The sequence below is a fragment of the Hymenobacter lucidus genome, assembly GCF_020447265.1.
Classification (GTDB): Bacteria; Bacteroidota; Bacteroidia; order Cytophagales; family Hymenobacteraceae; genus Hymenobacter; species Hymenobacter lucidus.
In genome coordinates this window covers 48,409-61,195 of sequence record NZ_JAJADR010000008.1, presented here as the reverse complement: position 1 = coordinate 61,195, position 12,787 = coordinate 48,409, and the positions used below count along the sequence as shown (strand labels likewise).

The 12,787-nt window shown below is 61.0% G+C and carries 10 protein-coding genes; all 10 read right to left on the bottom strand.

Annotation, left to right across the window (positions count from 1 at the left end; genetic code table 11):
• Positions 1-8 precede the first annotated feature (8 nt).
• Positions 9-827, bottom strand: a complete 819-nt coding sequence (locus LGH74_RS21125) for an SDR family oxidoreductase (protein WP_226179487.1) — start codon at positions 825-827, stop codon at positions 9-11.
• Positions 828-894: 67 nt separating this feature from the next.
• On the bottom strand, positions 895-2,097 hold the full coding sequence (locus LGH74_RS21120) for an alginate lyase family protein (RefSeq protein ID WP_226179485.1): 1,203 nt from the start codon (positions 2,095-2,097) through the stop codon (positions 895-897).
• Positions 2,097-3,524, bottom strand: coding sequence for a RagB/SusD family nutrient uptake outer membrane protein (locus LGH74_RS21115; protein WP_226179483.1), 1,428 nt, complete (start codon positions 3,522-3,524; stop codon positions 2,097-2,099). The genes LGH74_RS21120 and LGH74_RS21115 overlap by 1 nt, the downstream gene beginning before the upstream one ends.
• Positions 3,525-3,551: 27 nt before the next feature.
• Positions 3,552-6,602: a SusC/RagA family TonB-linked outer membrane protein gene (locus LGH74_RS21110; RefSeq protein WP_226179481.1), complete on the bottom strand. Its 3,051-nt coding sequence runs from the start codon at positions 6,600-6,602 to the stop codon at positions 3,552-3,554.
• A gap of 189 nt (positions 6,603-6,791) precedes the next feature.
• Positions 6,792-7,811: a LacI family DNA-binding transcriptional regulator gene (locus LGH74_RS21105; protein ID WP_226179479.1), complete on the bottom strand. Its 1,020-nt coding sequence runs from the start codon at positions 7,809-7,811 to the stop codon at positions 6,792-6,794.
• Between the two features lie 88 nt (positions 7,812-7,899).
• Positions 7,900-8,751, bottom strand: coding sequence for a carbohydrate kinase family protein (locus LGH74_RS21100; RefSeq protein WP_226179478.1), 852 nt, complete (start codon positions 8,749-8,751; stop codon positions 7,900-7,902).
• A gap of 180 nt (positions 8,752-8,931) precedes the next feature.
• On the bottom strand, positions 8,932-11,736 hold the full coding sequence (locus tag LGH74_RS21095) for a substrate-binding domain-containing protein (protein ID WP_226179476.1): 2,805 nt from the start codon (positions 11,734-11,736) through the stop codon (positions 8,932-8,934).
• Positions 11,737-11,972: 236 nt separating this feature from the next.
• Positions 11,973-12,212, bottom strand: a complete 240-nt coding sequence (locus LGH74_RS21090) for a hypothetical protein (protein WP_226179474.1) — start codon at positions 12,210-12,212, stop codon at positions 11,973-11,975.
• A gap of 13 nt (positions 12,213-12,225) precedes the next feature.
• The gene (locus LGH74_RS21085) at positions 12,226-12,507 is read right to left on the bottom strand and encodes a hypothetical protein (RefSeq protein WP_226179472.1); all 282 of its coding nucleotides are present in this window, start codon (positions 12,505-12,507) and stop codon (positions 12,226-12,228) included.
• A 16-nt stretch (positions 12,508-12,523) separates the two neighbouring features.
• Positions 12,524-12,778 carry a hypothetical protein gene (locus LGH74_RS21080; protein WP_226179470.1) on the bottom strand — a complete coding sequence of 85 codons (255 nt, stop codon included), beginning with the start codon at positions 12,776-12,778 and terminating at the stop codon, positions 12,524-12,526.
• Positions 12,779-12,787 lie beyond the last annotated feature (9 nt).

Below are 12,787 nucleotides of genomic sequence, written 5' to 3'. Positions count from 1 at the left end.
GTGCCAAATCAGACGCCGCCGAAAATGGAAAAGCCGCCGTCCACGCAAATCATGGACCCCGTAACGAAGCGCGAAGCGTCGCTGAGCAGCCACACCAGAGCGCCCTGGAGCTCGTCGGGGTGACCGAAGCGCTTGAAGGGCGTTTGCCGGATAACCAGCTCGCCGCGGGCCGTGAAGCCGCCGTCGGGCGTAGTCAGCAGGCTGCGGTTTTGCTCGGTCAGGAAGAAGCCCGGGGCCAGGGCATTCATGCGCAGCCGGTCGCCGTAGCGAGCAGCCATTTCCACGGCAAACCATTGGTTGTAGCAGTCCAGGGCGGCTTTGCCCATGTTGTAGCCCAGCACTTTGGTAATGGCCCGCTTCGAGTTCATCGACGAGATATTGACGATGCTGCCCTTGTCGGCCGATTCGGCAATGGCGGCACCAAACACCTGGGTGGGCAAGATGGCGCCCCACACGTTGAGCTCCATCACCCGCTTCATGCCGGCCAGGTTCATCTTAAACACGTCTTCTTCGGGGGCCAGCACGCCGTCGGCGCCGTTGCCGCCGGCCGCGTTTACCAGCCCGTCGATGCGGCCGAAAGCCTGCATCATTTCCTGGCAGGCGGCGCGCAGCTGGTCTTCGGCCAGCACGTCGGCCACTAGAGCCAGGGCCCGGCCGCCGCTGGCATTGATGGCGGCGGCCCGCTCCCGGGCCACGGCCTCGTTGCGGCCCAGAATACCGACTGCACCGCCCGCCTCCACGATACCATCGATAAAGGACTGGCCCAGAATACCCGTGCCGCCCGTCACGACGATTACCTTATCCTGCAGGGAAAAATTCTCACTCATGTTCGTTGGAAATGGACGCGGCCGAAGCGCGCCCTGGAATTGTAGTTTAAGCCTCCAGCCGAATGCTTTATATAGCCCAGGGCGTGCGCACGAAATCCGGGTACTGGGCAAACACCTTATTGGCTTCCAGGGCGGGGTATTCGCGGTCGGCCCGGTTGTAAATGGTCAGGATAGCCGTGTTGCCGGCGGGTACCGCGTCGGGACGCTCCATCTGCTTTTCCTTCAGCAGGTAGGGCCGAAACCACGCCACGGCCTGCCCCAGGCTACGACCTTCCGGACTGGTATACTGCCACAAGTCGACGCCGGCGTGGCGGGCCAGCACGGCCAGTTGCAGCCAGCCCTGCAGGTTCATACTCACGTAGTTCCAGGGCCGGGTGCGGGCCAGCTCCAGGGGCTGGGAGCCGTCGGGGGCAAATTGCACCGGCAGGCGCGGCAGGGTTTGTTTTTCGAGCGTTTGGCGGGCCAGCTCCCGGTTGCCGATGAACAAGGCAAAGTCGACCAGCTGCACGTCGTGAAAAGTGCCGTGGTTGTTTTTGTTGGCACCTTCCTCCTGCCCTATTTTGCTCGTCGTCAGCCACTGCACGTACTGCCCGTACCAGCCTTTGAGGTCCCGCACCAGGGCCGGCGTGAGGCTTTTACTGCCGCTGAGCAGTGCCAGCGCATCGGGAATGTACACCAAGTGGCGGCTTTCAATGATGCCGAAGCTGCGCCCGTCGTTGAGGCCCGGAATGCCCTGCCCGAAGTTCAGGTTGGGATTCATGCGGGTGGCCGGGTCCAGGAAAAACGTGCGCAGCTGCCGGGCCGCGTGGGCCGCATACTTCTCGTCGCCGGAGAAATAGTAGCCCAGGGCCAGGTCGCGCACGTCGCGGCAGAGGCCGGCCAGGTTTTCGTCGTCCTGCAGCTGTTCGGTTTCGGGGTTTACCAGCCCGTCTTTCTGGATGTAAGGCTTGCCGTCGGGCTTGCTGGGATCAGGCCACCAGTAGGGCGCCTGCGAAATGTAGTCGTGCTTGTCGCCGCTGGGCGGCATGCGCTGCTTGCTCGTTACGGTGTAGGGGCCGTGGCGTAGGGCCTGGTCGGCTTTAGTCAGCAGGGCTTTTACCTGCTGAGCTTCGGCGGGGCCACCCTTTTTATACGTCGTGCGGTATTGGGACAGCGCGGCGGGGTCGAGCAGCAGAAAGGGCGTCGCCGGAGCCGCCTGCGCGGCCCCGGCTAGTGCCGCGAGTACCAGTGCCACCAGCAATACCGGCCAGGGGTTTGTGATGGTGCGCATTAGTTGTAGCCCGGGTTTTGCTTCAGGTTCGGATTCAGAATCAGCTCGGGCTGCGGAATCGGGAAGAGCAGGTACTTGTCGTCGATGGTGCGGTTGAAGACGCGGGCTTCAATCTGCTTGAGCTTGCCCAGGCGAATCAAATCAAACCAGCGGTGGCCTTCCTGCACCAGCTCCCAGCCCCGCTCCCGAATCAGCAGGTCGGCAAAGGCATCCTTGCTGGTTACTTTCGAAGTCGGAATCGGGGCCAGCCCGGCCCGCACGCGCACCGCGTTGATGCCCTGATACTTGGTGGCATCCCCAGCGTTGAGGTTGTTGCGGGCCTCCGATTGAAGCAGCAGAATATCGGCATAGCGGGTTATCAGGTAGTTGGTGCGCGCGTCGTTGCCGATGCGCTTGTCGTCCCGAAACTTGTTGAAATAGTAGCGGGGCAAGGTGGTAGTGCCGGCCTGGTTGCTGATGTTCCAGGCCCGGCGCACGTCGGTGGTGGCGTAGGAGCGCACCAGGCTGTCTTCCACCGTGAAGGTGCCCAGACCCTGCAGCTGCGAGGGCAAAAACTGCCGCACGATGATGCTGCCCGTGTTCGGGGGCAAATCGAACTGAATGGAGAAGATATGCTCGGGGCCGTTTTCCTTGTCGGGGTTGAATACGTCGCCGTACACGGGCAGCAGCTGGTACTTCTTGGAGTCGATAACCCGGTTGCAGGCATCCAGGCCGCTTTGGTTGTCGCTGCCCTGAGCCGCAGCGGTGGTGGCGCGCGTCACGTACACCTTGGCCAGCAGGGCCGTAGCGGCGCCGCTGCTTACCCGACCTTTCTCGCCGGCCGGAATCTTGTCTTCGGTAAAGCAATTGGCTTCGGCAAACTTCAGGTCGGCAATAATCTGCTCATACACCTGGGCCAGCGGGGTGCGGGTGGGGCGCAGGTCGTCGTCGGGACCTTTCACCGTGGCCAGCACCAGCGGCACGTCGCCGAAGCAGCGCACCAGGTCGAAGTAGCCCATAGCGCGCAAGAAGCGGGCATTGCCGATGATGTTGTTTTTGCGGATTTCGTCCATGCCAATGCCCGGCACCTTCTCGATGACGTCGTTGGCCCGGTTGATCATGCGGTAGGTGTTGGTCCACCAGCTGTTGATTTCGGTGTTGGTGGGCGTAAAGGTGAAGCGCGAGAGCTGGGCCCGCTCGTCGGTGCTGGAGCCGACGCGGATCAGCTCGGCGGGTAGCTCGGTGATTTGCCAGCCAGTGCGGCCGAAGTAGGTTTGGGGCAGCAGGGCGTTGAACACGCCGTTGAGGCCGGCCACGGCATCGCCTTCGGTTTTATAGAAATTTTCACTGGCCAGGAAGGAATACGGCTCCTCTTCCAGAAACTTCTCGCAGGAAGCCAGGCTCAGGCCCAGGGAAAGCAGGCTTACAAATAGGATTGACTTTTTCATCTCAGGTGGAAATGCTGCGGTGGGAGGTTAAAAGCCGATCTTGATACCGGCCGTAAAGCTGCGGGTGCTAGGAAAGGCATTGTAGTCGGTATTCAGACTCAGGTTGTCGTTGCCGAAGGAGTTGACTTCGGGGTCGTAGCCGGTGTATTTGGTCAGCGTTACCAGGTTTTGGGCCGTTACGTACACGCTGGCCGAGCGCACCTTCGTGCTGAACTTAGGCAGTGTGTAGCCCAGGGTCACGGTTTTGAGGCGCACGAAGCTGCCATCCTCAATCACGTCGCTCACGATGCCCGTGGAGCGGCGGATGGTGCTGCCGGCCCGCGGAATGTTGGTGTCGGTATTGTCGGGCGTCCAGCGGTTTACCACCGTTTTAAGCTTGTTGGTGGTCGTAATACCCGATTCCAGCTCGTAGCGGTTCAGGTTGAGCACATCCTGGCCCTGCACGCCTTGGATAAAGACGTTCAGGGTGAAGCCGCCCGCGCTGAACGTGTTGGTCAGGCCGTAGATAAAGTCGGGCTGGGCGCGGCCGATAATTACCCGGTCGGCGGCCGTAATGGCTTTGTCGCCGTTCTGGTCCTTGTAGCGCGGGTCGCCGGGGCGCACCCCGGTGCGGCCGGCGGCGGCGATTTCATCCGTCGTTTGCCACAGGCCGTCGAACTGGTAGCCGTAGAACGAGCCGATAGGCTCACCCTCGCGCAGAATGCTGGTGTTGCCCAGGCCCGCGCCCACAAACAGGCTGGAGCTGGACGCGCCCACCGGCAGCTCGGGCACGCTGTAGAGGTCGAGCACCTTGTTGCGGTTGAGCGAGAAGTTCAGGTTGGTTTTCCAGCCAAAGGCCTTGGTGTCGAAGTTATTGGTGTTTATGGCCAGCTCGAAGCCCTTGTTTTCCACGCTGCCGGCGTTCAGCAGAATGTTGGGGTAGCCGGTAGTGCGGGGCGTAGCCACGCGCAGCAGCAGGTCGGTGGTTTTCTTGTAATAGGCATCGGCCGTAATAGAAACCCGGTTTTCCAGGAAGGCCAGGTCTACGCCCACGTTGCTGGCCGCCGTCGATTCCCAGCGCAGGTTGGGGTTACCGATGTTGAGGGGCTCCAAGCCCACGAGTCGGGCGCTGCCCGAGGCGTAGGCGTCGGCCCCGTATTGGGCCAGGGACTGGTAATTATCGATTTCCTGGTTGCCGGTGATGCCGTAGCCCAGGCGCAGCTTCAGGTCGCTCAGGGCGGTCAAACCTTTCATAAAGGGCTCGTCGATAAGACGGTAGGCAAAGGCGGCGGAGGGAAAGTAGCCCCACTTGTTGTTCTTGCCGAAGCGCGAGGAGCCGTCGGCCCGCATGGTCACGGTGAACAGGTATTTCTCGAACAGCCGGTAGTTGACCCGACCAAAATAAGAAGCCAGCGCGTTGGAGTTGCGGGTAGAAGTCGGCGTGCCCACGTTGGCGGCTATCGACAGGTTGTCGGAGCCCAGCGTATTGGTAAAGAAGTTGGTGCCGCTCGCGCCAAACTGGTTGAAGTAGAACTTCTGCTCCGAAATACCCACTACTACATTCAGGGCATTGTTGGGGTTGAGCTTCTTGTCGTAGGTCAGCGTGTTTTCATTCAGCCAGCTGTAGCGGTTGTTCTGTACGCGGCTGGCCGAGCCCCCGTTGAGGCGGCCCAGAAACACGTCGGAGGGCCGGAATACGTCGGTTTGCTGGTTGTTGTAGTCCAGGCCGCCGCTGATACGCAGCGTCAGGCCGGGCAGCAGCTCGTAGTTGGCCGCCACATTGAGCAGGCCCCGGGCCGTGGTGCGGTGGTCCTTCACTTTCTCGGCAAAGGCCACCGGATTGCCCACGTCTTCCACGTAGGGCAAGGGCGTGTTGGAATAAGTAAAGCTGCCATTCTCGTCGCGCACCGGGTTGATGGGGCTAAAGCGCAGGGCATCGAGCAAGGCTCCGCCGAAGCTGCCGCCCTGGGAATTCACGAAGGCCCTCTGCTCAAGGGTGCCGCCTACTTGGCTCGAAAAGTTGAAGCTGAGCTTGGAGCTGATCTTCTTGTCGAGGTTGAGCCGTACCGTGCCCCGCTTGAAGCCCGAGTTGATGATGATGCCTTCCTGATCGAAGAAGTTGAAGCTCAGGTTGTAGCGCGTTTCCTCGGTGCCGCCGTTGAAGCCCAGCTGGTAGTTGCTCAGGCGGGCCGGCCGCAGAATGGCGTCCTGCCAGTCGGTACCTTCGCCCATGGCCGCAATCTGCTCCTCGGTGTATACGGGCGCCGTCAGGGGTGCTACGGGCGGGTTCACCTCATTCAGGTAGCGGGCAAACTCGGGCGCGTTCATCAGCTCGTACTTGTGGCGCACGATCTGCACGCCGGTGTAGGCCTCGAAGTTGATGGTACCCTTGCCCACTTTGCCTTTCTTGGTGGTGATGAGCACCACGCCGTTAGCCCCGCGCGAGCCGTAAATAGCCGTGGCCGAGGCATCCTTGAGCACCTCGATGCTCTCGATATCGGAGGGGTTGATGGAGTTCAAATCCCCGGCGCCGGGGAAGCCATCCACCACGAACAGCGGCTCGTTGCCGGTGTTGATGGAGTTGGTGCCCCGGATACGGATGCTCACGTTACCGCCGGGCTCGGAGTTGGTTTGCGTCACCTGCACCCCGCTCACCCGGCCCTGCAGAATCTGGTCGGCGCGGGCAATGGGTGTTTCAGCTACCTGCTCGGCCGAAATGGATGCCACCGAGCCGGTAATATCGCGCTTGCGCTGGGAGCCATAGCCCACCACCACCACGTCGTTGAGCTCGGTAGTTTTCTCCCGCAGCTGCACTGTGGGCACCGTCCCGTTGTCGCTCACCCGGACCTCATAGGGCTCGAAACCCACAAAGGAAAAAACCAGGGTTGGAGTGCCGTCGGCAGGCAGCGGCAAGCTGAAACGGCCGTCGGCGTCGGTGGCCGTGCCGGTGGTGGTGCCCTTGAGCACCACCGAAACGCCGGGCAGCGGGGTGCGGTCGGTGGCGTTGAGAACCTGACCCGTCGCTTGGCGGGTTTGGGCGAAGGCGGGCAGCGACACTGCCAATGCCAGCGGCACCATAATGGGTAGGATTTTTTGCATGATGTGTGCGGCTTTGGGGGGAATTCAGGGTGGTAATCTCCGCAAACTTGTCAGGCATTAAATACTAAAACCTGAATTTATTTACGGAAACGATTTCGAAGTTTTGCGGTCCGCTTGCCGTAAGCAAAATGCTATACACGCGGATGTAGACAATTGGCTTTTCAAAGCCAATACTTCCAGAAAATAAATTTATTCGCCGCTGTACGTCGACATGCGTATGTGCAGCTCCGACTTCAATTCCAGGCTGTGATTCATGGTCAACAGCACGTTGTCATTAATTGCTTTAAACAGCAATTGTGCAGCCTGTTTACCGATCTGATAAGCAGGCTGCGTAATCGTAGTAAGCGCGGGTTTTAGCAGCGGTGCCGTTTCCAGATTGGAGAAGCCAATGACTTTCACATCCTCTGGAATCGTTAATTCCAGTTGGCGGCAGGCTGCGTAGGTGTGCATCGCCAGCGCTTCCACGGCCGCGAAGACGCCATCGATATCCCGGCGCTCCGCCAGCAGCTGCCGTATCCGGTCGGTGGCTTGCGCATCGTCTTGGTCGAGAGTCAGCACCAGCGCTTGGTCGTAGGCAATGGCTGCATCGCGCAGGGCATCGGCATAGCCCTGTAAGCGGCGGCGACTGATGGAAAGAGCACCGGAAATAGCCAAATGGGCTATTTTGCGGCAGCCCGCCTCCAGCAGGTGAGTGGTAGCCCGGTAGCCGCTTTCGTAGTCGTCCGTCGTCACGCGGGCCGTCGCTAGGTCCTCGCACACACGGTCAAAAAACACGACCGGCACCTTGCGTTCCTCCAGTACGGCCAGGTGGTCACTGTTCTGGCTAGTGCTGGCCATAGAGAGCAGCAGGCCATCAACCCGGCCTCCAGCCAGCAATTGAATAATAGATTTTTCCTGCTGATACTCTTCGTGCGTTAGTGATATTAAGACATGATAATCATTGGCCCGAGCAATTTCTTCAATTCCATTTATAGCCAGCGAAAAGAAATGATTATCTATTTCGGGAATAACAATTCCGATTGTTTTACTTTTATTACTGCGCAAGCTACTTGCGTAAGGATTTGGCTCATATTTAAGCTTTGTTGCTAATTTACGTGCCCGGTCTTTTGTTTCCTGCGCAATATCATCACGGTCATTCAGCGCGCGCGACACAGTAGACACCGAAAGGTTCAGCTCGCGCGCTAATAATTTAAGGCTTATCGGTTTCATTTCTCAAAATTCATAGCGCGTATTTATTTCTCTTCAGCCAGATCTGAAATTAAGTGCCGCTCAGCCGCCCGAAAAAGGGTTGTCAGGGTTAGCGTAGGGCGTAGACGGCCGGGTCAGGGGCCAGCGCGGCCGCGGCCTGGCAAGCCTGCCGCAAGCATTCCAGCGGGGTGGCGGCCTGCAGCCAGCTGCTGAGCAGCGCCGCCACAAAAGCCGCCTCCCCGCTTCCCGGCGGCCCGGCCAGTGCATGCTCTATTCCCGTAACCAATGTATGGTGCGCCCAAAGTGCCGGGCCCTGAGCTCCGTGCGTAACACAGATGGCCTGGAGGTCGAAATGGCCCGCCAGCCAGGGCAATGCCGTAGCCACCTGGGACGACCGACCTAGCCAGCCCATAATTTCTTCCAGCTCCACCTGGGTCAGCACCACGATATCGGCCTGCTGCAGTAGGTATTTCACTACTTCGCGGCTATAGTGCGGCGCGCACAGGCCCACGATGAATACCTTGCAGGGCGCGTGCAACAGCAGTCGATATAGCGTTTCACGGGAGGCAAAGCTGCGGGCTGCCAACGAATCATAGATGAGCATACCGGCCTGCTCCACGGCCGTGCGCAGGGCCGGCGCGTATTCGATATAATCCCAGGCGGCCGGGCCCACCACCTTGCAGCTGACTTCGCCGCCAGGCTGTAAGGCCGTTTTCAGGACGCCGGTTACGTGCGTTTCACTGCGCTGCACCCACTGCGTGTCGAGGCCCTGGCGGGTACTGAAAGCCAGCAGGGCGTGGCCCAACTCGTCGTCGCCCACGCGGCTGATGAGCTGCACCGCTGGGTGCAAAGGCTGCAGCTGCAAAGCCAGCAGCAGAGGCGTCCCAGCGGGCCGCCGACCAGCAGCGGCCATATCCCACAGGATTTCTCCGAAGCAGATAATGGGGCGGGACAAGAGCATGACGGGGTTTGTTTTTACAAATATCCCCTACCCCAGTGCCCGGGATTTGCTCATTTCTTTCAAAGATTGTTCACCCCTGTGTTTATTTGCAAAAAATTAATAATCAATAGCATAAGCAATAAAAAACCGAGCCTGCAACGGGCTCGGTTGTAAACTTTCAACACGATTTGCGCAAATCGTTCAAGCGGGCGGCACCAGATGCAGGGCCCGAAACTCGGAGGGCGAAATCTGGTAGCGGGCCTTGAAGCTGTTGGAGAAGTAGGACAAGGTGGAGAAGCCCGTTTCGTAGGCCACGTCGGTAATGGAGAGGCCGTCATCGAGCAGCATTTCGCGGGCTTTGGTCAGGCGCAGGCTCTGGATAAAGTCGCTGACGCCGGTGCCCAGCACGGCCTTTACTTTGCGGTAGAGCTGCATGCGCGAAATGCCCAGGCTGCGGGCAATATCCTCCACGCTCAGGTTGGTTTTGGTCAGGTTGGCTTCCACAATAGCCGTGAGGTCGGCCAGGAACTTTTGGTCGGCTTTGCTGGCAGCTACCGTGGCGGTATCGACCGAGAGCTGGCGGCGGAAATGCTCCCGCTGCCGGTCGCGGTTGGCCAGCAGGGTGCGCAAACTTTCCAGCAGAAAAGTGGGGTTGAAAGGCTTGGTCAAATACAGGTCGGCCCCGGTTTGCACGCCTTCCACCTGCTGCTCGGGCGCACTGCGGGCCGTGAGCAGCACCACCGGAATGTGGGAGGTGCGCCAGTCGCTCTTGAGCTGAGCCAGCACCTGCAGACCGCTCAGGCCGGGCATCATCACGTCGCACACTACCAGGTCCGGAATCAGCTCGGTAGCCAGCCGGAAGCCGGTGTGGCCGTCGGTGGCCGTTTCCACCCGGAAGTCGGGGCGCAGCTTCCGGGCCAGAAAGTCGTTTACATCGGCGTTATCCTCAATGACGAGCACCAGCACCTCCGTTTCCGCCGGCGGCGCGGCATCGGCAGCCCCCAGGGCCTCGTCCAAGGCCTCCGGCTCATCGAAGGCAGCGCGCTGGATGGCCATGCCATCGGGGGCGCGCAGCTCCTGGGGCAGCTCGCGGGGCAGCGTTACGGTAAACGTGGCGCCCTGCCCCGGCTGGCTGCTGAAGCTGAGCTGACCCTGATGCAGGCGCACCAGCCCATCGGCCAGGGCCAAGCCCATGCCCGAGCCCTGCCCGGCGGCCCGCTGGCGGCCCTGGTAAAACCACTCGAAAACGTGGGGCCGGTCCTGCTCACTGATACCGGGCCCGGTATCGGCCACGCTGACTTTCACCGCCTCCCCGTTGGGGATGGCCTGCAGGCTAATGGTAATACGGCCCTGCTCGGGCGTGAATTTCAGGGCGTTGCTGAGCAGGTTGAAGAATACCTTGTCCAAGATATTACCGTCGAACCAAGCCGTGAGTACCGGCTCGGCGGCCAGAAACCGGACCTGGATTCCGCGCTGCTGCGCCGGTTTCTCAAATAGATCCACGATGTCGCGCACGAAGTCTACCACGTTGCCCTCAGTGGCGCGCACGGCCATCTTGCCGACTTCAATCTTGCGGAAATCCAGCAGCTGATTCACCAGCTGGAGCAGGCGCTGGGTGTTGCGCCGCACCAGGGCTAGGTCCTGGCGCTGGGCCGTGCTCAGGTCGGGGCTGCTGGTGAGCAGCTCTTCCACCGGGCCCAGAATGAGGGTGAGCGGGGTGCGCAGCTCGTGCGAGAAGTTGGTAAAGAAGCGCAGCTTGGCCTCCGTATCGGCGCGGGCCTGCGCCGAGAGGGCCTCCAGCTGGTTGCGCTGGGAAAGGATTTCCTCGTTCTGACTGACCAGCTGGCGGTTAATCTTGTCGTTCTCGGCATTCTGGCTCACCAGCTGCCGGTTGATCTTGTCGTTTTCCGCGTTTTGCAGGGCCAGCTGGTGGTTGATCTGGCGGTTTTTCCGGGCCGAGCGCCACGCCACCGCGCCCAGCAGCAGTGCGCCCAGCAAGGCGGCCAGCAGGCCGTTGAGCACCGTTTGCTGACTGGCGTAGGTAGCCTGCAAACGGTGTAGCAAGCCCTGCTGCAATTCAATATCCTGCTGCTGGGCCAGAATCTTGTCGCTCTGCTGCATCATCATCAACACGTTGGTCGAGTCGATGACAACGGTGCTGAGCTTATTTTCCCGCTGGTAAGGCTGCTTATGCAGAATCTTCAGGGCGGTGCGAATGGCATCCTGGCCGGCGGGCGAATACAGCAGCGACGCACTCAGCACGCGCTGCCGCACCAGATTCAGGTCCAGCCCATCCACGCCGATGATGCGCACCGTGCTGGTGCGGCCCAGCTGGCGCACTACCTCGGCCGCGGCCCGGCCCATATTGTCGTTGTGCGAAAAAATGAGCGACACCTCCGGGTGAGCTTTTAGGGCCGCCAGTAGCTTGGGCTGCAGCGTCGTGGGGTTCCACTCCCCTTTCACCAGGGCAGCCACGCGCAGGCCCGGGAAAGCCTTGAGTCCCTGCGTGAAGCCCTCGTGCCGCCCCGCCGTAGCCGAAGAGCCGCGCGCGCCCAGCAGCTCAATAATGCTGCCCTGCTCCTTCAGCAGGCGGGCCGTGTAGCGGGCGGCCGTCTGGCCCACTTCCAGGTTGTCGCCGCCCACGTAGGCCGTGTATTGCTGCGAGGTGATGCGCCGATCGAGCAGCACCACCGGAATTCCCTGGGCGTAGGCTTCCTCCACGGCCGGCGTTACCGGGCCCGCTTCATAGGGCGACACAATGAGCAAGTCGATGCCGCCGCGCACCAGCTCCCGGATCTGCTGCTGCTGGGCCTGGCTGTTGTCGTGGGCATCGAGCATGCGCAGCTTTACTTCGGGGTGGAAGCTCAGCTCCCGCTCCATGCCGGCCAGCACGGCCTGCCGCCAGGGGCCGGTAGTGCTGCACTGCGAAAACCCGATGCGCAGCGTGGGCTGGTCGGCGGGTTTGGCGCAGCCGGCCAGCGCCAGCACCGCCCAGCACCGTAGCAATCGAACCGAAAAGAAGCCCAGTTTACTCAAGGGAATATCTGTAGTACGCCGCGTAATCAAGCCCGCGTAGCTAAAGGTAACGCATGGGTACCGCACTAGTCAAGCAGGGCAGCCTCTGGCAAGGTTACATTCGGTGGCCATGCAACACAAAAAATCCCGGCGCGAGGGCCAGGATTTTCTGTAGTACGCAGCGAGTGCGTCTCCCCAGAACGGGGCTGACGCTGCCGGTGGGGCCCTCAGTAGTGCGGCAGCTGGCGGCGCATCAGGGCAAAGATGGCTGAGCTGGCCGCCACCAGGGCAATATCCAGGGCCGCCCACGCCAGCCCTTCCCCGCTGAGGTAGTTGATCAGCAGGCCCAGCACGAGGCTCAGGCCCAGCCAAATAGTTTGCCGGGTGCTCCGCTCCACGGATAGCCGTAGCAGGAAGCTCAGCGCAAAGCCGCCGACGAAGGGCAGTAATTCAATGAATATACGCATGGCTGAAAAAGAATTAATTGACTGAAAAGCTGGGGGCACTGCCCGCCGACATCACCTCAGCCGCCGCCTCGGCCAGCGGCAGCCCGGAGCCGCCCGCGCCATTCGGGTCGTTGTAGCCAGTAGCGCCGTTGGCTACACCCGGCTGCAGCGTGGCCAGGTCTGGGGCCGGACCGGCGTTGGTGGCGCCGGCGGTGCTGGTTGGGCCGGGGACGGCCAGCATCAGATCCGCGTCCGTAGCTGGCAGCAGCTGGGCGGCGGGCTGGTCTTTGGTATCCAGTTCGATGATAATACGCATGATTAGAGCAGCTTATTTAGTTGAGAACAGCATACCGGCCCTCGAACGACACGGGGGTGGCGGTCAGGTTTTTCACCGTAATCCAGTAGGTGCAGTGCGTGGCGCTGGCCCGCTCCACGAAGACGTCCCAGTCGACCTGCGGGGCGCCCGACTGGGGCGTGGTGGGCATCATGTACCAGGTGACGTGCCAGCCCACGGGCCAGTTGAAGGTAAACCAGCGGTTGGTCTGATTGCCGGTCAAAGAGCCGGTAAATTGGGTTCCGGTGCGCATAAGAGGAAA